The sequence below is a fragment of the Mycobacterium kiyosense genome (assembly GCA_021654635.1).
Lineage (GTDB): Bacteria > Actinomycetota > Actinomycetes > Mycobacteriales > Mycobacteriaceae > Mycobacterium > Mycobacterium kiyosense.
In genome coordinates, this window is record AP025179.1 from 1 (window position 1) to 22,858 (window position 22,858).

Below are 22,858 nucleotides of genomic sequence, written 5' to 3' on the forward strand. Positions count from 1 at the left end.
ATGTTATCGACCGTCCTTCCACATCTGTGGATAACCATGTGGACAGGTGTTACTCACCACCTCAAGATGTACCTCGACCGTCGAACCAGGAGATGCGTCGTTGACTGATGACCCCGGTTCCGGATTCGCCACGGTGTGGAATGCGGTCGTCACCGAACTCAACGGTGACTCCGGCAACGGGTCCACTCCGGCCACTCCCCTGACACCTCAGCAAAAGGCTTGGCTCAAGCTGGTTCAGCCCCTGACCATCGTCGAGGGGTTTGCGCTGCTGTCGGTGCCCAGCGTGTTCGTCCAGAACGAGATCGAGCGCCACCTGCGCAACCCGATCACCGAAGCGCTCAGTCGGCGGCTGCAACAGCAGATTCAACTCGGCGTTCGGATCGCCCCGCCGCCGGCCGACGACGAGGTGCCCGCCCAGCCTGATGCCGCGGCGGCCGAGGACGATCCGGAACCGACCGACGACGACCCGAACGGTACCGCCGAGGGCACCCAAACCTGGCCGACGTACTTCACCGACCGCCCGCACACCACCGACAACTCGGCGTCCGGCGGCACCAGCCTCAACCGGCGCTACACGTTCGACACCTTTGTCATCGGCTCCTCCAACCGGTTCGCGCACGCAGCGACCCTGGCCATCGCCGAGGCACCCGCCCGTGCCTACAACCCGCTGTTCATCTGGGGCGAGTCGGGTTTGGGGAAAACCCATCTGCTGCATGCGGCCGGAAACTACGCGCAACGACTGTTCCCCGGCATGCGGGTCAAGTACGTCTCCACCGAGGAATTCACCAACGACTTCATCAACTCGCTGCGCGACGACCGCAAGGTGTCGTTCAAACGCAGCTACCGGGATGTCGACGTGCTGCTGGTCGACGACATCCAGTTCATCGAGGGCAAGGACGGCATCCAGGAAGAGTTCTTCCACACCTTCAACACACTGCACAACGCCAACAAGCAGATCGTCATCTCGTCCGACCGTCCCCCCAAGCAGCTGGCCACCCTCGAAGACCGGCTGCGGACGCGATTCGAGTGGGGCCTGATCACCGATGTGCAGCCACCGGACCTGGAGACCCGGATCGCGATCCTGCGCAAGAAAGCACAAGTCGAACGGTTGGCCGTGCCCGACGATGTGCTCGAGCTGATTGCAAGCAGCATCGAACGCAATATCCGTGAACTCGAAGGCGCCCTGATCCGGGTCACCGCGTTCGCCTCGTTGAACAAGACACCGATCGACAAGGCCCTGGCCGAAATCGTGCTGCGCGACCTGATCGCCGATGCCAGCGGCATGCAAATCAGTGCGGCGACCATCATGGCGGCCACCGCCGAGTACTTCGACACCACGGTCGAGGAACTGCGCGGCCCCGGCAAAGCCCGGCCCTTGGCGCAGTCCCGGCAGATCGCGATGTACCTGTGCCGTGAGCTCACCGACTTGTCGCTGCCCAAGATCGGCCAGGCCTTCGGCCGCGACCACACCACGGTGATGTACGCGGAGAAGAAGATTCGCGGCGAAATGGCTCAACGCCGTGAGATCTTCGACAACGTCAAGGAACTCACCACTCGGATCCGGCAGCGTTCCAAGCGCTGAATCGGGCTCGACCGCGGGCCAGCGGCCGTGCAGGCAGCGGTTCCCGCGCAATTTTTTCCCAAAAACTTCTCTACCTCGAGTCACACCAGCAACACCGACGTGGTGTGGGTAGACCTGTGCACAACCTACTCAAACTGCGGTGCACTACTGCGCTGCCGGTGCACACCGGTGATTCATCCCCACTGCTCCACCGCGGATTACACAACTCCGGTCGCCGTCATCCACACCCGCCCCGGCCCGCTAGCTGCGGTTAGACGCGGCTGTCCCCAGATTGCACATCCCCTATTACTGATATTGAAATATCTTCCTCGATTCTCTTTTGAAGTAGTGGCTTGGGGACATCCCGTCGCGGTGGCCTCGCCGACCCCTCTGCGGGCGGGTCTGTCGGGGTTGTCGATTAGCTTTCAAGTTGGCTCGAGAAGCTCTACGGTTGTTCTTCGACTGCTGTTGCGGCCGTCGCGGCGGATGGGTCCGCCGGCGGCGCTCGCCACGGCGAGTCCCCACCGCCGGCGGGGGAGCCGGCCCTGAATTTCGAGTTTCACTGTTAGGTGAAGGGACGCAATGGACGCGGCTACAACACGGGCGGTCACCGATCTGAGGTTTCGTCTGGTTCGGGAGTCCTTTGCCGAGGCGGTGTCGTGGGTGGCCAAGAGCCTGCCGTCGCGACCCACCGTGCCGGTGCTTTCCGGGGTTCTGCTGACCGGCTCCGACGACGGGCTGACGATCTCCGGATTCGACTACGAGGTGTCCTCCGAGGTTCAGGTTCCGGCTGAGATAGCTTCTCCGGGAAGCGTTTTGGTGTCAGGGAAATTGTTGTCCGACATCACCCGGGCGTTGCCGAACAAGCCGGTGGACTTTTACGTCGACGGTAACCGGGTGGCGCTGACCTGCGGTAGTGCCCGATTCTCACTGCCGACGATGGCGGTGGAGGATTACCCGACGCTGCCGGCGCTGCCCGACGAGACCGGGACGCTGCCCGCCGAACTGTTCGCCGAGGCGATCGGCCAGGTCGCAATCGCCGCCGGGCGTGACGACACACTGCCCATGCTGACCGGCATTCGCGTCGAGATCTCCGGGGAGACGGTGGTTTTGGCCGCCACCGACCGGTTTCGGCTGGCGGTGCGGGAGCTGACCTGGACGGCGCTGTCCCCCGACATCGAAGCCTCGGTTCTGGTGCCGGCCAAGACGCTGGCCGAGGCGGCCAAAGCCGGTACGGACGGCTCGGACGTGCGGCTGTCGCTGGGGTCGGGATCGGGCGTCGGCAAAGACGGCCTGCTGGGCATCAGCGGCAACGGCAAGCGCAGCACTACCCGGTTGCTGGATGCCGAATTCCCGAAGTTCCGCCAGCTGCTGCCGGCCGAACACACGGCGGTGGCCACCATCAACGTGGCCGAACTAACCGAGGCGATCAAACTGGTCGCGCTGGTGGCCGATCGTGGCGCGCAGATCCGGATGGAATTCTCCGACGGCATGCTGCGGCTGTCGGCCGGCGCCGACGACGTCGGCCGCGCCGAGGAGGACCTGGCCGTCGACTATGCCGGCGAGCCGTTGACGATCGCATTCAACCCGAACTATCTGACCGACGGTCTGGGGTCACTGCATTCCGAGCGGGTGTCGTTCGGGTTCACCACGCCGGGCAAGCCGGCACTGTTGCGCCCGGCTTCGGCCGATGACGAGGTGCCCACCGGCAACGGGCCGTTCCCCGCCGTCGCCACGGATTACGTGTACCTGTTGATGCCGGTGCGGCTGCCCGGCTGATCGCTGCAACGCGCACGTGTACGTCCGGCATCTGGGCTTGCGTGATTTCCGGTCGTGGCAGCAGGTGGACCTCGACCTGAGCCCGGGCCGCACCGTCTTCGTCGGGCGCAATGGGTACGGCAAGACGAATCTGCTTGAAGCGCTGTGGTATTCGACCACCTTGTCGTCACATCGGGTCGGCACCGACGCGCCCTTGATCAGGGTCGGCGCCGACCGTGCCGTGGTGTCGACCATCGTGGTGAACGAGGGCAGGGGAATGTGCCGTCGACCTTGAGATCGCTGCCGGCCGGGCCAACAAGGCCAGACTCAACCGGTCGCCGGTACGCAGCACCCGCGAGATCGTCGGGGTGCTGCGGGCAGTGTTGTTCGCCCCGGAGGACCTGTCGCTGGTGCGCGGCGACCCCGCCGACCGGCGCCGGTATCTGGACGAATTGGCCACGGTGCGGCGTCCGTTGCTGGCCGGTGTGCGCGCCGACTACGACAAAGTGTTACGGCAGCGCACCGCGTTGCTGAAGTCGTTGTCGGGGGGCCCGATTTCGCGGTGACCGCGGTGCGCTGGACACGCTGGAGGTGTGGGACAGCAGACTGGCCGAGCATGGCGCGCAGTTGATGTCGGCACGGATCGCGCTGGCCGACGAGCTGGCCCCGCAGGTGCAGAAGGCCTACGAGCTGCTGGCTCCCGAATCACGTTCTGCTGCAATCACTTACCGTGCGAGCATCGATTCGGTGGTGCCTGATGCCGCGGGGGTGGCAGATCCGCAGACTCTGGAAGTGGCGTTGTTGACGGCGCTGGCTGCACGTCGGGACGCCGAGTTGGAGCGCGGGGTGTGTCTGGTCGGACCGCACCGCGACGATCTGGAGTTGCGGCTGGGCGATCAACCCGCCAAGGGGTTCGCCAGTCACGGCGAATCATGGTCGTTCGCGGTGGCGCTGCGGCTGGCGGCCTACGAGTTGTTGCGGGCCGAGGGCAGCGACCCGGTGCTGTTGCTCGACGACGTGTTCGCCGAGCTCGACGTCAAACGCCGGTCGGCGCTGGCGGCGGTCGCCGAATCCGCCGAGCAGGTGTTGGTGACCGCGGCGGTGCCCGAAGACATTCCCGACGGCTGGGACGCCAAGCAGATGTACGTCGAATTGCGCGACGGCGAGACCGGTTCGGTGTCGGAGGTGGTGTGGTGAGTGCAGAGCCGGACGAGCAAGACGCGGTAAACCAGCGCGGCATCGACCTGGTGCGGCGAACTCTCGAGGAAGCGCGGGCCGCGGCCCGTGAACGCGGCCAGGACGCGGGACTGGGACGTGCGTCGCCGTTGGCGCCGCGGCGCCGGGTCGCCGGATCGCGGCGGCGATGGTCGGGGCCGGGTCCGGACGCTCGCGACCCGCAGCCATTGGGGCGGTTGGCTCGGGATCTGGCCAAGCAGCGCGGGTGGACATCGCAGGTCGCCGAGGGCGCGGTGTTCGGTCAGTGGAATACGGTGGTCGGTCACCAGATCGCCGATCATGCGACCCCGACCGCTTTGAACGACGGGGTGCTCAGTGTGACGGCGGAGTCGACGGCCTGGGCCACCCAGTTGCGGCTGATGCAGAGTCAGCTGTTGGCCAAGATCGCGGCGGCGGTCGGCAACGGGGTGGTGACGTCGCTGAAAATCACCGGCCCGGCCCGGCCGTCGTGGCGTAAAGGACAGAAGTATTCCGGGGGTCGGGGGCCGCGCGACACCTATGGATAGCGGGCGCCCAACCGGCGTGACGAGGGCACTCCTGACGCCGCCTCAGAGCCGCCAGAAATTCACAGACCCGCATCTGGAACGTCGGGACGCATCCCCAGCGAAGAAATTGAGCGCACGGCGCAATCAGATGGGTGGAAACGCACCCACAAAATCGGTCCTGACGGTGGTTCACGGTAGACTGACATGATGCGACCGCTGCGGTGACGGAACCGCTCGCATGCAACCCCAAGGAGAGCATTCCGACCGTGGCTGCCCAGAAGAAGAAGGCGCAAGACGAATACGGCGCGTCGGCGATCACCGTTCTCGAAGGCCTCGAGGCCGTCCGCAAACGCCCAGGCATGTACATCGGGTCCACCGGCGAGCGAGGTCTGCACCACCTCGTGTGGGAAGTGGTGGACAACTCGGTGGACGAGGCGATGGCCGGTTACGCCACCCAGGTGGACGTGAAACTGCGCGACGATGGCAGCGTCGAGGTCGCCGACAACGGCCGCGGTATCCCGGTGGCCATGCACGCTACCGGAGCGCCCACCGTCGACGTCGTCATGACCCAGCTACACGCCGGCGGCAAGTTCGGCGGCGAGAACAGCGGCTACAACGTCAGCGGTGGTCTGCACGGCGTCGGTGTGTCGGTGGTCAACGCGCTGTCCACCCGCCTGGAAGTCGACATCAAACGCGACGGCTACGAATGGTCGCAGCACTACGACCGCGCCGTGCCGGGCACCCTCAAACAGGGTGAGGCCACCCGTAAGACCGGCACCACGATCCGGTTCTGGGCTGACCCCGACATCTTCGAGACCACCGAGTACGACTTCGAGACCGTTGCGCGCCGGCTGCAGGAGATGGCCTTCCTGAATAAGGGCCTGACCATCAACCTCACCGACGAACGCGTCACCCAGGAAGAGGTGGTCGACGAGGTCGTCAGCGACACCGCCGAAGCACCCAAGTCGGCCGAAGAGAAGAAAGCGGAATCGGCTGGGCCACAAAAGGTCAAGCACCGCACCTTCCACTACCCCGGCGGCCTGATCGACTTCGTCAAACACATCAACCGGACCAAGAGCCCGATCCAGCAGAGCGTCATCGCTTTCGAGGGCAAAGGTGAGGGCCACGAAGTCGAGATCGCGATGCAGTGGAACAGCGGCTACTCCGAATCGGTGCACACCTTCGCCAACACCATCAACACCCATGAGGGCGGCACCCACGAAGAGGGCTTCCGCAGCGCGCTGACCTCGGTGGTGAACAAATACGCCAAAGACAAGAAGCTGCTCAAAGACAAGGACCCCAACCTCACCGGCGACGACATCCGCGAAGGCCTGGCCGCGGTCATCTCGGTGAAGGTGGCCGAGCCGCAGTTCGAGGGCCAGACCAAGACCAAGCTGGGCAACACCGAGGTCAAATCGTTCGTCCAGAAGGTCTGCAACGAACAGTTGACACACTGGTTCGAGGCCAACCCGTCGGAAGCGAAAACCGTTGTCAACAAGGCGGTTTCGTCTGCACAGGCCCGGATCGCGGCGCGCAAGGCCCGAGAACTGGTGCGCCGCAAGAGCGCAACCGATCTGGGTGGTCTGCCCGGCAAGCTCGCCGACTGCCGCTCGACGGATCCGCGCAAGTCCGAACTGTATGTGGTGGAGGGCGACTCGGCCGGCGGCTCGGCCAAGAGCGGCCGCGACTCGATGTTCCAGGCGATCCTGCCGCTGCGCGGCAAGATCATCAACGTCGAGAAGGCCCGCATCGACCGGGTGCTGAAGAACACCGAAGTTCAGGCCATCATCACCGCGTTGGGCACCGGCATCCACGACGAGTTCGATCTGACCAAGCTGCGCTACCACAAGATCGTGCTGATGGCCGACGCCGACGTTGACGGCCAACACATTTCGACGCTGCTGCTGACCTTGCTGTTCCGGTTCATGCGCCCGCTGATCGAGAACGGGCACGTGTTCCTGGCCCAGCCGCCGCTGTACAAGTTGAAGTGGCAGCGCAGCGACCCCGAATTCGCCTACTCCGACCGCGAGCGTGACGGTCTGCTGGAGGCCGGGCTGAAGTCCGGCAAGAAGATCAACAAAGAAGATGGGATTCAGCGCTACAAGGGTCTGGGCGAGATGGACGCCAAGGAGCTGTGGGAAACCACCATGGACCCCAGCGTGCGGGTGTTGCGCCAGGTCACCCTCGACGACGCCGCGGCGGCCGACGAACTGTTCTCCATCCTGATGGGCGAGGACGTGGATGCGCGTCGCAGCTTCATCACCCGCAATGCCAAGGACGTCCGTTTCCTGGACGTCTAAAACCGGTTGGCGTTCAACGACAAACGAGGACCACATGACAGACACCACGCTGCCGCCGGGTGGCGAAGCCGGCGACCGCATCGAACCGGTCGACATTCAGCAGGAGATGCAGCGCAGCTACATCGACTACGCGATGAGCGTGATCGTAGGCCGCGCCCTGCCGGAGGTGCGCGACGGCCTCAAACCGGTGCACCGCCGGGTGCTGTATGCGATGTACGACTCGGGATTCCGCCCGGACCGCAGCCACGCCAAGTCGGCGCGTTCGGTGGCCGAGACGATGGGCAACTACCACCCGCACGGTGACGCGTCGATCTACGACACCCTGGTGCGCATGGCGCAGCCGTGGTCGCTGCGCTACCCACTGGTCGACGGGCAGGGCAACTTCGGTTCGCCGGGCAATGATCCGCCGGCGGCGATGAGGTACTGCGTCACCGGAGATACGATGGTCTGGCTGCCCGAGGGCCGCGCTATCCGAATCTGCGATGTAGTCCCGGGCGCTAAACCCAATAGTGACAACGTCATCGAGTTGAAGGTGCTCGATCGGCACGGAAACCCCGTGATTGCAGATCGGTTGTTTCACTCGGGTCAACATCCGACATTCCGGGTGCGCACGCAGGGCGGGCACGAAGTCACCGGAACCGCGAATCACCCGCTGCTATGCCTGGTCGATCTTCGCGGTGTGCCGACACTGCTGTGGAAGCTGATCGAGGAGATTCGACCCGGCGACTACGTGGTGCTGAGCTCCGAGCGTGGGGGCCATGCACGTTTCGCTCGGGCGAAAACCCGCGTAGTCCCCACTGTCGAGGAGGTGCCTGGCCTCGCCGAATTCCTCCGGAACTACGCGGACGATCCCGATGCGTCCGCTATCGCAACCGATCTCACCGACGGTCGCTTCTACTACACCAAAGTCGCCTCTGTCACCGAAGCCGGCTCCCAACCGGTGTACAGCCTCCGCGTCGACACGCAGGACCACGCTTTCATCACCAACGGATTCGTCAGCCATAACACCGAGGCCAGGCTCACCCCGCTGGCCATGGAGATGCTGCGTGAAATCGACGAGGAGACAGTCGATTTCATCCCCAACTACGACGGCCGGGTGCAAGAGCCGACCGTGCTGCCCAGCCGGTTCCCCAACCTGCTCGCCAACGGATCCGGCGGCATCGCGGTCGGCATGGCCACCAACATCCCGCCGCACAACCTGCGCGAGCTGGCCGAGGCGGTGTTCTGGTGCCTGGACAACCACGACGCCGACGAAGAGGCGACGCTGGAAGCGGTCATGGAACGGGTCAAGGGCCCCGACTTCCCCACCTCCGGTCTGATCGTCGGATCCCAGGGCATCTCCGATGCCTACAAGACCGGCCGCGGTTCCATCCGGATGCGCGGAGTCGTTGAGGTAGAAGAAGATTCGCGCGGCCGCACCTCGCTGGTGATCACCGAGCTGCCGTATCAGGTCAACCACGACAACTTCATCACCTCGATCGCCGAACAGGTCCGCGACGGCCGGTTGGCCGGCATCTCCAACATCGAGGACCAGTCCAGCGACCGGGTCGGTCTGCGCATCGTCGTCGAACTCAAGCGCGACGCGGTGGCCAAGGTGGTGCTGAACAACCTGTACAAGCACACCCAGCTGCAGACCAGCTTCGGTGCCAACATGCTGTCCATCGTCGACGGGGTGCCACGCACGCTGCGGCTGGACCAGATGATCCGCTACTACGTCGAACACCAACTCGACGTGATCATCCGGCGCACCACCTATCGGTTGCGAAAAGCCAACGAGCGGGCCCACATTCTGCGCGGCCTGGTCAAAGCGCTCGACGCGCTCGACGAGGTGATCGCGCTGATCCGCGCCTCGCAGACCGTCGACATCGCCCGCCAAGGCCTGATCGAATTGCTCGACATCGACGAGATCCAGGCACAGGCGATCCTGGACATGCAGCTGCGCCGCCTGGCAGCCCTGGAGCGGCAGCGCATCGTCGACGACCTGGCCAAGATCGAAGCCGAAATCGCTGACCTGGAAGACATTCTCGCCAAACCCGAGCGACAGCGCGGCATCGTTCGCGACGAACTCGGCGAGATCGTCGAAAAGCACGGCGACGACCGTCGCACCCGGATCATCGCCGCCGACGGCGACGTCAGCGACGAAGACCTGATCGCCCGCGAGGACGTCGTGGTCACCATCACCGAGACCGGCTACGCCAAACGCACCAAGACCGACCTGTACCGCAGCCAAAAGCGCGGCGGCAAAGGCGTGCAGGGCGCCGGGCTCAAACAGGACGACATCGTGCGGCACTTCTTCGTCTGCTCGACCCACGACTGGATCCTGTTCTTCACCACCCAAGGCCGGGTGTACCGGGCCAAGGCCTACGAACTGCCCGAGGCCTCCCGCACCGCGCGCGGCCAGCATGTGGCGAACCTGCTGGCGTTCCAGCCCGAGGAGCGCATCGCGCAGGTGATCCAGATCAAGAGTTACGAGGACGCGCCGTATCTGGTGCTGGCCACCCAGAACGGGCTGGTGAAGAAATCCAAGCTGACCGATTTCGACTCCAACCGCTCGGGCGGAATTGTCGCCATCAATCTGCGCGGCGAAGACGAACTGGTGGGTGCCGTGCTGTGCTCGGCCGAGGAAGACCTGCTGCTGGTGTCGGCTAACGGCCAGTCCATCAGGTTCTCGGCCACCGACGAGGCGCTGCGGCCGATGGGCCGCGCCACTTCCGGGGTGCAGGGCATGCGGTTCAACGCCGACGACCGGCTGCTGTCGCTGAACGTGGTGCGGGAAGGCACCTATCTGTTGGTGGCCACCTCCGGTGGATATGCCAAGCGCACCGGGATCGAGGAGTATCCGGTACAGGGCCGCGGCGGCAAGGGTGTGCTCACCGTCATGTACGACCGCCGGCGCGGCCGGCTGGTCGGCGCGTTGATCGTCGACGACGACAGTGAGCTCTACGCGATCACCTCCGGTGGTGGGGTGATCCGGACCGCGGCGCGTCAGGTTCGCAAAGCGGGTCGGCAGACCAAGGGTGTTCGCCTGATGAACCTCGGCGAAGGCGACACCTTGCTGGCGATCGCCCGCAACGCCGAGGAAAGCGCCACCGACGACGTGGACGTGACCGGTGAAGACGGCGAGGAATCGAGTAGCTAGCGGGCGGGGGTCGGCTTACGGCGAACCCGGCATAGACTCAGCTACTTGAGCAGAACATGTGAGGAGTCGGGGTGAGTTCACCGAACGAGCCGGGCGCGCCCAGTCCGGGTGACAACCCGAACGGCGACGGGGCAGCAGAACGCGCCGGCGCACACCGGGCCGCGACCGGGCGGGCGCCGGATGCCGCGGACTCGCCGCCCTGGCAGCGCGGGGCCGCCAGGACCACCTCGCAGTCCGGGCCGCGACCGGCGGCTGATCCACCCACCGACGTCCGCACCCCACCAGCTCGGAGGCTCGTCTGAACCGCTTCATCTCGGGTGGTTCGACGCCCACCCCACCCCGGCAAACCCGTCGAAGGAGCCGCCGGCGGCGCGCGCCGACAATACGCCCGCGGAGGCGTACGCCAGCGAGCTGCCCGACCTGTCCGGGCCGATTCCGCGGCCGACGCAGCGTAAGTCCACCCCCGAACGCAGCGCGGACACCGCGACTTCGTCGGGCCGCACGGCCGGGGAGGCGCGGGAATCCCGCGCGGTGGCTGTCGGGTCCCGGCGGGGCCGGGGGCCGGTGCGCGCCAGCATGCAGATCCGGCGCATCGATCCGTGGAGCACCCTGAAGGTGTCGCTGCTGCTGTCGGTGGCGCTGTTCTTCGTCTGGATGATCGCGGTGGCCTTCCTCTACCTGGTACTCGGCGGCATGGGAGTGTGGTCCAAGCTGAACAGCAACGTCGGGGACCTGCTGAACAACACCAGCGGTAGCAGCGGCGAACTGGTGTCCAGCGGCACCATCTTCGGCGGGGCGGTGCTGATCGGGTTGGTCAACATCGTGTTGATGACGGCGATGGCCACCATCGCCGCGTTCGTCTACAACCTCACGACAGATCTGATCGGCGGTATTGAGGTGACGTTGGCGGATCGGGACTAAAGAGCCGAGCGGGACGGGTTCGATGGTGGCGACCCGCTGCGCCCGGCCGAGACGCGCTTGCGATCACCACGGCGTTTTGGGAGTCGGGCGGCCGGTGGGGTAATCTCGTCGCTCGTCCGTATGCGCAGTTACGGGCCTATAGCTCAGGCGGTTAGAGCGCTTCGCTGATAACGAAGAGGTCGGAGGTTCGAGTCCTCCTAGGCCCACGATCATGTTCTCGACACGACGTCATTTGAAATGGGTATTGCCGCTGGCGGCGGCCCTGGGCGCGGCGGCCGTAGTGCGGTCGCGGCGCGACGTCGAGGTCTGGCACGTGGCGCCCGATCCATCCTCTGGTCAGGCCTCTGACCCCCAGGGGCCTTAGCTCAGTTGGTAGAGCACCGCCTTTGCAAGGCGGGTGTCAGGGGTTCGATTCCCCTAGGCTCCACTTTGTGATGAGTCGGGTCATGGGTTACACATGAGTCGCGTCATCGGTTACAGATTCCCCGGCCATCGGCCGGGGTTTTTGTTTTGGTTGCGCCAGTAGTTTTTGGTGGCTTCGATGTGGTGGCTGCTGAGGACGTGGTGGCCGGTTTTGCTGATCACGGTGACGGTGTTGGTGGTGACGAGGATCAGTACCGGGGTGCCGGCGTGGGGGCGGCCGACGCCGAGGTGGTGTAGGCGGCTGCCGTGGCGCAGGGTGAGTTTGCCGAATTGGTCGATGGTGTCGTGGCGAATGCGTAAGTGGGTGTGGGGGTTGTGTTTGTACCTCGCGTGGGCTCAGCTGTGGTGCGCCGTACTGGATGCGGCGCAGTCCAGGCTTGGTTGAGCATCCCCGATGTCATCGACTGCCTCGCCGCCCCGTGGCCAGCGAGACAGGTAGCCAGCCTGAAGCGGCGAGTCTCTCTGGCGCGTCCGCAGCCGTGCGACGGCGTACGGCGAGGTCCGTTTCCGGATCTACCAAGCAGACTACGACGCCGCGATTGCCGTGTTACGTAATGCCATGGGCGAGAAGAACTTTAGGAGCGTGACACCATCGTCCTTTGCGAGATCAGCGGTCTGGCGATCGCGCTAGATTGATCGTCTGCGACGACGCCTTACCGTGCGGTTCACGCCGAGATTTGCGGGCGCAGTCCCAAGTCTGAACCTAGATCGCAATCGCCTGGTTCCACTCAGCCACTGTCAGAGCGTCCCGGCAAATCCGGATAGTCCGAACAGCGCCCCGGCGGCGCCGGGAGCGCCTGGGACGCCCAAAATCTCGCCGTTGGGGAGCCCGGGGTTGCCGCCGTTGCCACCCGCCCCGATCAGCACGGCGTCGCCCCCGTCCCCGCCACGTCCGCCGACGGACGAGATGATGTACCCGTCGCCTCCTTGCCCACCGTTGCCGCCGTCACCGATCAGCGCGGCGTGCCCCCGTGCCCACCGGCCCCACCGGGAGCGCCCAAGCCGACACCAGCGTTTCCGCCGCCGCGCCTCCGGTGCCGCCGGTGCCGCCCGAGCCTAATAACCCGCGAGCATTGCCACCTGCTCCGCCGGTGCCTCCGGCGTTACTGGCGCTACCTCCGGCCGAGCCGCCGGAGCCGCCGGAGCCGCCGGACCCGATCACCATGGCGGAGTCGCCGCCAGCCCCGCCGGCCCCGCCGGTTTTGCCGTCCCCGCCCGTGCCGCCCGTGCCGCCCGTGCCGAAAAACCCATTGCCGTTTCCGCCGTCCCCGCCTTGACCGCCGAAATTGACGCCATGGCCGCCGGTGCCACCACTGCCACCATTGCCGGACAGCAAGCCACCGGCTCCGCCGTGACCGCCGCTTCCGCCTACCAGCGCCCCGCCGGCACCGCCTGCACCACCCGCACCGCCGGCGCCCAATAGCAAAGCCTGGCCGCCCGCGCCGCCGGCGCCGCCCGCACCGGTCCCTGGTACGCCACCGACGCCGAAGCCGCCGGCGCCGCCGATCCCGCCCGTCCCAAACAGCACGCCGCCGCTGCCGCCGGCGCCGCCGGCGCCGCCGTTCAAGTAGCTGGTCCCACCGTGGCCGCCAGCTCCGCCGGCGCCGAACAGCCCGGCTGCGCCGCCAATCCCGCCCGTCCCCCGACGCCGGCGTCTGTGGCCCCACCCGCACCCCCAGCGCCCGGGTGTCCCCACAACAGTCCGGCGGCCCCGCCGTTACCGCCGGTACCACCGTTCGGGTTGGGATGCGCGCCGCCGCCTGTTGTCCCGGAGCCGCCGTCGCCGCCGTTGCCGAACAACCACCCACCGGCCCCGCCGTCCTGTCCGGTACCCGGCGCACCGTTAACGCCGTTGCCGATCAGCGGGCGTCCGGTGACCGTCAAAAATGGCGAATTGACCGCGCCCAGCACGCCCTGCTCGATAATTTGCAGGGGTGAGGCACTGGCGGCCTCGGCCTGCGAATACGCGGTGGCCGCCCCGCTCAACGCCACGACGAAGCGGTCGTGGAGGGCCGCCGCGAGCGCAGCTAATCTCTGATAAGCCAGGGCGTAGTCGGAGAACAGCGCCGCGACCGCGGCCGACACCTCATCAGCCGCCGCGACTGCCACCACGCCGGTCGGGGCGGCCGCGGCGGCGTTCGCAGCGCTTAATGCGGACCCAACACCTGCCAGATCGGAGGCCGCCCAAGCGCACACGTCCGGAGTCGCCATTACATACGACATCAATGCCCCCTGATGCTTTACATCCGTCGCTGCATCGGTTTCCGCAAATTAACAGACCGCGAAGGAATGCATAGGCGATTGACGCGAATATTTGTCTGGCTTCCCGCACTTGTTATCCAGTTGGAGCGGAAGGCGGTTGGGCACGCTGTGCACGCGCGAGAGCGCGTTCGATGAGCGGCGGCCGGCAGGCCGACGCGCTCGACTGACTCAGCCGCACATCACCGCCGAACAGGGCCGGTATCGCGACGAAGCACGCAGGTACGCAGCGGAACTCGACGAGGCCGGCACACCGATCGAATACTTACGAAGTCCCGGTGTCGACCACGGCAACAACTGCATCAGCGATGCCATGGACGCGACCCGGCACACCTACGCTCGAACAGCTCGGTCACGTTTCGCACGGCCACCCGGCAGTGTGGTTTTCCAGCCGCAGGTCAGACCATTTCCTTTCAGATGTGCGTAGGGCTCGAGTCTGGACCCACCGGCTCCACAGCGTAAAAGCGCAGTTCAGTACACGTAGTTCTCGCCGCTGGCTCGCACGGTGACGTCGCTGATGTTGATTCCCCACGGCTGGTCGATGACGTGGATCACGGCGTCCGTCAGATCATCCGGGTTGATCAGCCAGTACTCGATCGAGTCCACATCGGTCTGTTCGGGACGAAGCCCCTCCCCCTGCAGTTTGGCGAGGTTGTCGAAGAACTGGCCGCCGCGTTGGGCGGTGATGCCGCTGATCGCGGTGGGGTTGACGATCCAGCTGGCCAAGTTGGTGCCCAGCACGCCGGTTGGCTTGATCGTGGAGACCTTGATCTTGCCCTGCGCCTCGACCCGCAGCGAATCCGAGAGCGCATCCACCGCCGCCTTGGTCGCGCTGTAGACGCCGGCGCCTTCGATGCCGGCGTTGCCGTAGATGGACGAGATGTTGACCACCTGGCCGCGGCCTTGCGCGATCATCGTGTCGTAGACGGCCAGGATGCCGTTGAGCACACCCTTGATGTTGATGTCGATCGCCAGGTGCCACTTCTCCCAGGCACGTTCGTGGTCGGCGAAGAAAGCCAGCGGCATCACGCCCGCGTTGTTCACGATCACGTCGATGGCGCCGTAGGTGTCGACAGCGTGCTCGGCGACCGCCTTGACCTGGGTCAGGTCGGTGACGTCGGCGACCCGTTCGGAGCCCTCGAAGCCGGCGGCCCGGATGCCGTCGAAAACCTCGCCCAAGCTCTCCGGATTGACGTCCATGCCAACAACTTTCGCCCCGCCGGCGGCGCACTTCTCGGCGATCAACCTGCCGAAGCCGCTGGCAGCGCCGGTGACGATGACGACCTTGTCCGTCAAGTACTGCGACATGTCTTGCCCACCCGTCCCGTCGGCCGATAGTGCGTTCCGCACGACTTACATGTCACACGATGTCCGGAACGACGAAACGAGCAGGCCCGAAAAATCAGCTCCCCAGCGGGCGGTAGAACACCAAACCGTTGCCCTTGTTGTCGTAGACCACGGCGCGCCGTTCGTGTGCGTCGTCGTAGGGGGCCTTCACGATGCCGCCGCCACTGGCCTCGGCGGCCTTCGCGGCGGCGTCGACGTCGGCGGTCTTGATCCCGACGACCACCTGCCCGGGGATGGGATGGTCCACCGCGGTCGCCAGCGCCAAGGTGACCGATCCGGCGTCGAGTGCCGCGAAGTGGACGCCGTCGCGGAATTTCACTGTCATGCCCAGGGTTTCGTAGAACCGGATCGACTCCTCCAAGTCGTCGGTCGACAAGATGATCATTCGTACGTCGTGTTCGCTCATTAATGCCTCCTTGGAGACCCATGCTGTATTGGTCCGCAAGGTCGGACTAGGGCCGAGTGTCACTTCGTCAGCCGGGCGACGAAACAAGCGCAGATGTGAAACCGCCGCTTATCGTTGCGACGGCCGAACACCGAACTCGTCGAGCGACCCAATTGACTTGGCGCACAGGGAGTTACATTCGGACACGGTGCGCGAACCGCCGGTGCGGACGTCGAGGAGAGCAGGCCCAACTGCCTCGATCAGGGCCGCGGCTGCACGTCGACGCTCGGCGGACGGGGCGAGGGCTCGGGGCGCGACGAACGGCGCACGATGCTGAACGCGACGGCGCCGCCTGCCAGCACCACCACGGTCGCGCCGGCGATCACCCACGGCTTCTTGCTGCGCCGCTGGTTACGGCGGGCATCCTGCAACAGCTGCGGCAAGCTGGCGACCACTTCCTGCGCCGCGGCCAACTCCTGGCCGATGGTCTCCTGTGCGGCGGCGATCTCCTTGGCCAACTGGCCTTCCCGATACCGCCGGCGGACCTCGGTCGCGGCCGAGTGCGCCGATTGGACGCCGAGTCCGACAACGCCGCGGGTGACGTCCACTGGCCCCACTGCCGAGTAGGTTAGGCCCCGCGTCAGTCGCTCGCGTGGGGTCAACCGGTCTTCCGCGGTTCGGCTCATCTGCTGCCGCCCTTTCTGTGTACTGCTCAAAGTCCTACGCAGTCCTATCAGTTAGCGAGCGTTCGAGCTAGTACCTGCGCGACCGATGCCCGAAAGGGATGCCGCGGGTGCACCGGCTGCGGGTCGAATGCGGGGTGATGGCAGACTGTGATCCCGTGACCAACAGCCCGATTCAGACCGCCACCGCAACGCTGCACACCAACCGGGGAGACGTCAAGGTCGCCTTGTTCGGCAACCACGCGCCCAAGACCGTCGCCAACTTCGTCGGACTGGCGCAGGGCACCAAGGAGTACTCGACGCAGAACGCCTCGGGCGGTCCGTCGGGACCGTTTTACGACGGCGCGGTCTTCCACCGGGTGATCGGCGGCTTCATGATCCAGGGCGGTGACCCGACCGGCACCGGCCGCGGCGGCCCGGGCTACAAGTTCGCCGACGAGTTCCACCCCGAGCTGCAGTTCGACCGTCCTTACCTGCTGGCGATGGCGAATGCCGGGCCCGGCACCAACGGCTCGCAGTTCTTCATCACCGTCGGTCCGACCCCGCACCTGAACCGGCGCCACACCATCTTCGGTGAGGTCATCGACCCCGATTCGCAGCGTGTGGTCGACACCATCGCCACCACGGCCACCGACGGCAACGACCGTCCGCTCGAGCCGGTTGTCATCGAGTCGATCACCATCTCCTGACTCGCGGAAACTAACGCCGGCCGGCGTAGCCGGCGTCTGTGAGGGCGTCAAGCACCTCCAACGGATCTGTTCCCAGGTCCCAGCGGGACAACACGATCAACCCGCCGCCCACCGTTTCGATCTCGAGCAGGCGGACCCGGCGGCCGTGCCGGCGGAATTCGGAGATCCGGATTATCGCGATCGAATCGCGGCGCAATAGCTGGGTGCGGAACCAGCCGCGCAGCGCCAGCCCCTCGTCGGTGATTGCCAGCTTCGGCCGGGCACGCCACGACGCCCCGGCAAACAAGATCAGCCCCGCCGCCGCGATCCCGGCGATCACCCGCCCCGGCGGGTCTGTGACCAGCGTCACAGCAGCGATAGCCATCATCACGCCGCCGAGTCCACAACCAGCGATTCCAGCCGTGCGCGGCGCCCACTCAGTTTGCTGCATGTTCTACCTGGGCCCTCTCACCACCATGGATACGGTTATCCACAGCAGCTATCAACAGTGGGGATGAATCACACGCTTGTGATTGGGTGACCGAAAGGTTGCTGCCGGGCTAACAAAACGCCCCGAAATGAATACACACCGTCGCGTGGATCCCCGGCGGGAGCTCCTCAGTGCCACCGCATCGTGAGCAACAACCCGGTGATCATGAAAGCAAACGCGATCGCGTAGTTCAGCGGACCGAGTTCGGTCATCCAGTGCAGGGCCGCCGGGGCCTGCTGACTCATCGCGCCAAGCTGGAACACCATCAGCCAGATCAGGCCGATCAGCATCAGGCCGATGAACAGCGCGACGAACCACGCGCTCGACGGCCCGACCTTCACCTTCACCGGCGTGCGGCTCACGGCGCTGACGGTGAAGTCGTTCTTCTTGCGGACCTTGGACTTCGGCATTTACGACCTCTGGGTATCAAGCGGGTGGTATCGAAACGAGCGGTACATGCAACGATTACCGTTACGGCTGCGGGCACAACTTGGCTACGAGACTAGCCCACCCAGCGCAGACGTCGAGAAACCCGCCGGGAAACAGGAGACGGCTTGTCCGATCAGACGGACCCCCAGACGACCGGGCCGCGGCGTTCGCCGTGGCGCTTCGGGGTGCCGGTGGTGTGTCTGCTCGCCGGGTTGCTGTTGGCGGCGACCCACGGGGTCTCCGGTGGGGCCGAGATCCGCCGCAGCGACGCACCGCGACTGGTCGACCTGGTGCGCGAGACGCGGTCTTCGGTGAGCCGGCTGGACGCCGAGCGCGCGGCGCTGAGCCACAAGATCGACACCGCACACGGCAGGTCGTCATCCGCGGCGTTGCAGGCCATGCTCAAACGGGCGGCCGAGCTGGCTGGTGAAGCCGACATGAACCCGGTGCACGGCCCGGGCCTGGTGGTCGTCCTCAACGACGCCCAGCGCGACGCCAACGGCCGTTTCCCCCGCGACGCCACCCCCGACGACCTGGTGGTGCACCAGCAGGACATCGACGGTGTCCTCAACGCGCTGTGGAGTGCCGGCGCCGAAGCGATCCAGATGCAGGACCAGCGCATCATCGCCACCTCGGTGGTCCGCTGCGTCGGCAACACGCTGCTGCTGAACGGGCGCACCTACAGCCCGCCGTACACCATCACCGCCATCGGAAACGCGACCGCCATGCAGAGCGCGCTCACCGCGGCGCCGCTGGTGACCTTGTACAAGCAGTACGTGATCCGCTTCGGGCTCGGCTACCGGGAAGAAGTCAAATCCGACGTCGCGGTCGTCGGGCACGCCGAACCGGTGCGACTGCATTACGCGCAGCCGATGGGACCGATCGGTTACTGACCGCAACCACGGCGGCCCGGACGGTACCCTGTCACGATGCGGATCCTGGTCGTCGACAACTACGACAGCTTCGTGTTCAACCTGGTCCAGTACCTGGGCCAGCTGGGCGTCGAGGCCACCGTCTGGCGCAATGACGACTCCCGCCTCTCCGACGCCGAGGAGGTCGCCGCCCAGTTCGACGGTGTCCTGCTCAGCCCGGGCCCGGGCACGCCGGAACGTGCCGGGGCTTCGATCAGCCTGGTGCGCGCGTGCGCCGCGAGCGGCACCCCGCTGCTCGGTGTATGCCTGGGGCACCAGGCCATCGGTGTGGCGTTCGGCGCCACCGTGGACCGCGCTCCGGAGTTGCTGCACGGCAAGACCAGCAGCGTGTATCACACCAATGTTGGTGTGCTGCAAGGCCTTCCGGATCCCTTCACGGCCACCAGATACCACTCGCTGACCATTCTGCCGGAGTCGCTGCCGGCCCAGCTCGACGCCATCGCGCACACCCGCAGCGGCGTGATCATGGCCGTACGGCACACCGAGTTGCCCATCCACGGCGTCCAATTCCACCCGGAGTCGATCCTGACCGAGGGCGGCCACCGGATGCTGGCCAACTGGCTCAGCTACTGCGGCTGGGCGCGCGACGACACCCTGGTGCGCCGACTGGAGAACGAAGTCCTCACCGCTATACGCCCGCACTTTCCCGGCGAGACGGGTGACGCGGCGGGGACTACTGACCGAACTTCAGCGTGATCACGCCGTCCCGGTTCACGCCGTTGCCGGCCGCCGGGCTCTGAAAGACGATCTTGTTGTGCTGGGCGCCCCCGGCATCCACGTCGGGCCCCTTGTCCAGAACCCCGGTCCAGCCCAGTGCGCGCAACCGCGGTTCGGCGTCCGTCCAGAACATGCCCGACAGGTCGGGCATCACGAACTGGTTGCCCTTGGACACCTGCAATTCGATCACCGAATCGACCGGAACGGTGGTCCCCGCGGGCGGGTTGGTGGCGATCACGTCGCCGGCGGTGCGTGTGCTGTCCACCGACGCCTGGCTGAATCGCGAAAAGCCGTACACGGTCAGGTTTTTCTGCGCCATGTCCACCGTCTGGCCCGCGACGTCCGGAATCTGCTTGGTCTCCGGCCCCGACCCCACGATGATCGTGATCACGTTGGTGATCGCCGACGTCTGGTTGGCCGGCGGGTTCGTCCCGGTCACCTTGCCCGCCATCTCCGGGCTGGACGGCGCGCTGGACTGCTTGAACTTGGTGAACCCGGCGGCGCTGAGTTTCTTGACCGCCTCGGCGTAGGTCAGTGACGAAACGTCGGGCAGCTCGCGCTGCTCGGGCCCGGTGGACACGTTGATGGTGATCTCGTCACCGGCCGGGACCGACGCACTGGCCGTCGGGTCGGTGCCGATGACGTGATCGGGCTGGATGCCGGAGTCCGGCTTCTGCTGGGTGCGCGTCTTGAAGCCCTTGTTCTGCAGCGAGGCGATCGCGTCGGCGGCCGTCTGGCCGCGCACGTCGGGAACCTGCACCTTGCGGGTGTTGCCGCCGAACGTGTTGATCGCGATCGTCACGATCACCGTCAGCACCGCCAGCACCGCGACCACAGCCACCCAGCGGCCGACTGAGGCGGCCCCCCGATTGTCGGAGTCGTCGAAACGCTGCCTGGGCAGCGGGTCGGTGCGGGGACCACCGTGGCCCGGGCCGCCGGACGACAGCATCGACCTGCGCTCGGCGCCGGTCAGCACCTTGGGCGCCTCCGGCGTCTCGCCGTTGTGGACCCGCACCAGGTCGGCGCGCATCTCCGCGGCGGTCTGATACCGGTTCTCCGGATTCTTGGCCAGCGCCTTGAGTACCACGGCATCGAGGTCCGGGGAGATCCCCTCGTGCCGTTCGGACGGCGGAACGGGGTCTTCCCGGACATGCTGGTAGGCGACCGACACCGGCGTGTCACCGGTGAAAGGCGGCTCCCCGGTGAGCATCTCGTACAACACGCAGCCCAGCGAATACACGTCGGAGCGGGCATCCACGGAGTCGCCGCGAGCCTGCTCGGGCGAAAGGTATTGCGCGGTGCCGATCACTGCCGCGGTCTGGGTGACGCTGTTGCCGCTGTCGGCGATCGCGCGGGCGATGCCGAAGTCCATCACCTTGACCGCGTTGGTCGAGCTGATCATGATGTTCGCCGGCTTGACGTCGCGGTGGATGATCCCGTTCTGGTGGCTGAAGTTCAGCGCCTGGCAGGCGTCGGCGATCACCTCGATGGCGCGCTTGGGTGTCATCGGGCCGTCGGTGTGCACGATGTCGCGCAACGTGACGCCGTCGACGTACTCCATCACGATGTAGGGCAGCGGTCCGGCGGGGGTCTCGGCCTCGCCGGTGTCGTAGACCGCGACGATCGCGGGGTGGTTGAGCGCCGCCGCGTTCTGCGCTTCCCGACGGAACCGCAGGTAGAAGCTGGGGTCGCGGGCCAGGTCGGCGCGCAGCACCTTGACCGCGACGTCGCGGTGCAGCCGGGTGTCGCGGGCGAGGTGAACTTCGGACATGCCCCCGAAGCCGAGGATGTCGCCCAGTTCATAACGGTCGGACAGATGCCGAGGGGTGGTCATCGTGTTGTCTCGTATCGGGCCAGCACCCCAGGAGTACCCGTTTCACCGCGATCCGTCCAATTGACCCGCAGGCCGGGTGCAGCACCGGAGTCGTCGATGCTGACCTGTCCGCTTCCGGTGTTCGGGACGGTCCGCGGCGTCTCCTGACTGTTGCCGTTGCCCGACTTCATCACGATGAGCACCGCGATGATGATCGCCAGTGCCCCGAGCACGCCGGCAGCCCACAACAACGCCCGCTGACCCGAGGAGAACGTGCGCCGGGCCGGTGGGGGGCGGCGACTCGAAGTCTGGGCTGAGCGGCGGGGCGCGGTGGTCCGGGCGACCGGGGTCGGTGCAATCCGCGCCGGGGTGGCCGACGGGATCGCCGCGGGCGCGGCCCGGCCGGCCGGCGGTGACTGGCTGGGTCGCGGCGGTCGGCGGCCGGCCCGCACCGCGGCCACCGCGTCGGCGAACGGTCCCCCGCTGCGATAGCGCTGGCTGGGATTCTTCACCAGCGTGATCTCGATGAGCTCGCGGACGTTGGGCGGCAGGTCGGCGGGCAGCGGGGGCGGCGGCTCCTTGATGTGCTTCATTGCCACCGTCAGGGCGCCGTCCCCGGTGAACGGCCGCTTGCCCGACACCACCTCGTAGCCGACCACGCCCAGGGCGTAGACGTCGCTGGCCGGCGTCGCGTCGTGGCCCAGGGCCTGCTCGGGTGCGATGTACTGGGCCGTGCCCATCACCATCCCGGTCTGGGTCACCGGTGCCGCGTCGACGGCCTTGGCGATACCGAAGTCGGTGATCTTGACCTGACCGGTGGGGGTGATCAGGATGTTGCCCGGTTTGACGTCGCGGTGCACCAGGCCGGCGGCGTGCGCAACCTGCAGTGCGCGGCCGGTCTGCTCGAGCATGTCCAGCGCGTGCCGCAGCGACAGCCGACCGGTGCGTTTGAGCACCGAGTTCAGCGGTTCCCCGTTGACCAGCTCCATCACCAGATACGCGGTGCGGCCTTCGCCGTCCAGTGCGCTTTCGCCGTAGTCGTGCACTTGGGCGATGCCGGGGTGGTTGAGCATGGCGGTGGTGCGGGCTTCGGCCCGGAACCGCTCGATGAACTCGGGGTCCTGGGAGAACTCCTGCTTGAGCACTTTGACGGCGACGCGCCGGCCCAGGCGGTTGTCCACCGCCTCCCAGACCTGGCCCATCCCACCGGTGGCGATGAGCCGCTGCAGCCGGTAGCGGCCGGACAGCGTCACCCCGACGCGGGGACTCATGCTGTGCCTCCCGCTCGCTCCGGTCGCGCGTTGCTCACGCG

Annotated in this window: 16 protein-coding genes, 2 tRNA genes and 3 pseudogenes; 12 read left to right on the top strand and 9 right to left on the bottom strand. The window is 66.4% G+C overall.

The window, feature by feature from the left end; genetic code table 11:
* Positions 1-100: 100 nt before the first annotated feature.
* The 9 genes and pseudogenes from dnaA (at position 101) to L6444_RS00045 (ending at position 11,827) form a co-directional block, all read left to right on the top strand.
* Complete coding sequence (gene dnaA / locus L6444_RS00005) at positions 101-1,582, top strand: chromosomal replication initiator protein DnaA (protein WP_236979282.1); 1,482 nt, start codon at positions 101-103, stop codon at positions 1,580-1,582.
* A 561-nt stretch (positions 1,583-2,143) separates the two neighbouring features.
* Positions 2,144-3,340, top strand: coding sequence for a DNA polymerase III subunit beta (gene dnaN, locus L6444_RS00010; RefSeq protein ID WP_236979291.1), 1,197 nt, complete (start codon positions 2,144-2,146; stop codon positions 3,338-3,340).
* Between the two features lie 16 nt (positions 3,341-3,356).
* A pseudogene (gene recF, locus L6444_RS00015) lies at positions 3,357-4,516 on the top strand (DNA replication/repair protein RecF).
* On the top strand, positions 4,513-5,061 hold the full coding sequence (locus L6444_RS00020; protein WP_236979293.1) for a DUF721 family protein: 549 nt from the start codon (positions 4,513-4,515) through the stop codon (positions 5,059-5,061). Before recF ends, L6444_RS00020 begins: the two are co-directional and overlap by 4 nt.
* Positions 5,062-5,306: 245 nt before the next feature.
* A complete protein-coding gene (gene gyrB / locus L6444_RS00025; RefSeq protein WP_236984528.1) occupies positions 5,307-7,340 on the top strand; it encodes a DNA topoisomerase (ATP-hydrolyzing) subunit B in 2,034 nt (677 codons plus the stop codon).
* Positions 7,341-7,374: 34 nt separating this feature from the next.
* Complete coding sequence (gyrA, locus tag L6444_RS00030) at positions 7,375-10,479, top strand: intein-containing DNA gyrase subunit A (protein WP_236979295.1); 3,105 nt, start codon at positions 7,375-7,377, stop codon at positions 10,477-10,479.
* A 71-nt stretch (positions 10,480-10,550) separates the two neighbouring features.
* A pseudogene (locus L6444_RS00035) lies at positions 10,551-11,400 on the top strand (DUF3566 domain-containing protein).
* A 132-nt stretch (positions 11,401-11,532) separates the two neighbouring features.
* Positions 11,533-11,606, top strand: a tRNA-Ile gene (locus L6444_RS00040).
* 148 nt (positions 11,607-11,754) lie between these two features.
* Positions 11,755-11,827 (top strand) — tRNA-Ala (locus L6444_RS00045).
* A 734-nt stretch (positions 11,828-12,561) separates the two neighbouring features.
* On the opposite strand, the gene L6444_RS30330 is transcribed toward L6444_RS00045, so the two are convergent.
* The 5 genes and pseudogenes from L6444_RS30330 to cwsA form a co-directional block, all read right to left on the bottom strand.
* On the bottom strand, positions 12,562-12,690 hold the full coding sequence (locus L6444_RS30330; protein WP_264916110.1) for a hypothetical protein: 129 nt from the start codon (positions 12,688-12,690) through the stop codon (positions 12,562-12,564).
* 12 nt (positions 12,691-12,702) lie between these two features.
* Positions 12,703-14,046 (bottom strand): annotated as a pseudogene (locus tag L6444_RS30955) (PE domain-containing protein); the annotation flags it as partial.
* 507 nt (positions 14,047-14,553) lie between these two features.
* A complete protein-coding gene (locus tag L6444_RS00060; RefSeq protein WP_236984530.1) occupies positions 14,554-15,390 on the bottom strand; it encodes an SDR family oxidoreductase in 837 nt (278 codons plus the stop codon).
* 94 nt (positions 15,391-15,484) lie between these two features.
* Entirely contained in the window at positions 15,485-15,835 is a 351-nt protein-coding gene (locus L6444_RS00065; RefSeq protein WP_236979297.1) for a VOC family protein, read from the bottom strand.
* Between the two features lie 239 nt (positions 15,836-16,074).
* Positions 16,075-16,500 (bottom strand): cell wall synthesis protein CwsA, encoded by a 426-nt coding sequence (cwsA, locus tag L6444_RS00070; RefSeq protein ID WP_236979299.1) that lies wholly within the window; start codon positions 16,498-16,500, stop codon positions 16,075-16,077.
* A gap of 137 nt (positions 16,501-16,637) precedes the next feature.
* Between cwsA and L6444_RS00075 the strand changes: the two genes are divergently transcribed.
* Positions 16,638-17,186 carry a peptidylprolyl isomerase gene (locus L6444_RS00075; protein WP_236984532.1) on the top strand — a complete coding sequence of 183 codons (549 nt, stop codon included), beginning with the start codon at positions 16,638-16,640 and terminating at the stop codon, positions 17,184-17,186.
* 10 nt (positions 17,187-17,196) lie between these two features.
* Here the strand turns inward: L6444_RS00075 and L6444_RS00080 are convergent, their stop codons facing one another.
* Both L6444_RS00080 and crgA read right to left on the bottom strand, forming a co-directional pair.
* Positions 17,197-17,616 (bottom strand): PH domain-containing protein, encoded by a 420-nt coding sequence (locus tag L6444_RS00080; protein WP_236979301.1) that lies wholly within the window; start codon positions 17,614-17,616, stop codon positions 17,197-17,199.
* Positions 17,617-17,783: 167 nt separating this feature from the next.
* The gene (gene crgA / locus L6444_RS00085) at positions 17,784-18,065 is read right to left on the bottom strand and encodes a cell division protein CrgA (protein ID WP_236979303.1); all 282 of its coding nucleotides are present in this window, start codon (positions 18,063-18,065) and stop codon (positions 17,784-17,786) included.
* Positions 18,066-18,209: 144 nt separating this feature from the next.
* Between crgA and L6444_RS00090 the strand changes: the two genes are divergently transcribed.
* Complete coding sequence (locus L6444_RS00090) at positions 18,210-18,977, top strand: DUF881 domain-containing protein (protein ID WP_236979305.1); 768 nt, start codon at positions 18,210-18,212, stop codon at positions 18,975-18,977.
* A 36-nt stretch (positions 18,978-19,013) separates the two neighbouring features.
* Positions 19,014-19,712 (top strand): aminodeoxychorismate/anthranilate synthase component II, encoded by a 699-nt coding sequence (locus L6444_RS00095; protein WP_236979307.1) that lies wholly within the window; start codon positions 19,014-19,016, stop codon positions 19,710-19,712.
* Here the strand turns inward: L6444_RS00095 and pknB are convergent.
* Positions 19,690-21,567, bottom strand: coding sequence for a Stk1 family PASTA domain-containing Ser/Thr kinase (gene pknB / locus L6444_RS00100; protein WP_236979309.1), 1,878 nt, complete (start codon positions 21,565-21,567; stop codon positions 19,690-19,692). The genes L6444_RS00095 and pknB overlap by 23 nt on opposite strands.
* Positions 21,564-22,817, bottom strand: coding sequence for a serine/threonine-protein kinase (locus L6444_RS00105; protein WP_236979311.1), 1,254 nt, complete (start codon positions 22,815-22,817; stop codon positions 21,564-21,566). Before L6444_RS00105 ends, pknB begins: the two co-directional genes overlap by 4 nt.
* Between the last annotated feature and the right edge of the window lie 41 nt (positions 22,818-22,858).

Bases quoted from the DNA above. Each gene is read 5' to 3' on its own strand.
- dnaN (WP_236979291.1), top strand. From the start codon at position 2,144: ATGGACGCGGCTACAACACGGGCGGTCACCGATCTGAGGTTTCGTCTG.
- gyrA (WP_236979295.1), top strand. From the start codon at position 7,375: ATGACAGACACCACGCTGCCGCCGGGTGGCGAAGCCGGCGACCGCATC.
- L6444_RS00060 (WP_236984530.1), bottom strand. From the start codon at position 15,390: ATGTCGCAGTACTTGACGGACAAGGTCGTCATCGTCACCGGCGCTGCC.
- L6444_RS00065 (WP_236979297.1), bottom strand. From the start codon at position 15,835: ATGAGCGAACACGACGTACGAATGATCATCTTGTCGACCGACGACTTG.
- cwsA (WP_236979299.1), bottom strand. From the start codon at position 16,500: ATGAGCCGAACCGCGGAAGACCGGTTGACCCCACGCGAGCGACTGACG.
- L6444_RS00075 (WP_236984532.1), top strand. From the start codon at position 16,638: ATGGCAGACTGTGATCCCGTGACCAACAGCCCGATTCAGACCGCCACC.
- L6444_RS00080 (WP_236979301.1), bottom strand. From the start codon at position 17,616: ATGCAGCAAACTGAGTGGGCGCCGCGCACGGCTGGAATCGCTGGTTGT.
- crgA (WP_236979303.1), bottom strand. From the start codon at position 18,065: ATGCCGAAGTCCAAGGTCCGCAAGAAGAACGACTTCACCGTCAGCGCC.
- L6444_RS00095 (WP_236979307.1), top strand. From the start codon at position 19,014: ATGCGGATCCTGGTCGTCGACAACTACGACAGCTTCGTGTTCAACCTG.
- pknB (WP_236979309.1), bottom strand. From the start codon at position 21,567: ATGACCACCCCTCGGCATCTGTCCGACCGTTATGAACTGGGCGACATC.
- L6444_RS00105 (WP_236979311.1), bottom strand. From the start codon at position 22,817: ATGAGTCCCCGCGTCGGGGTGACGCTGTCCGGCCGCTACCGGCTGCAG.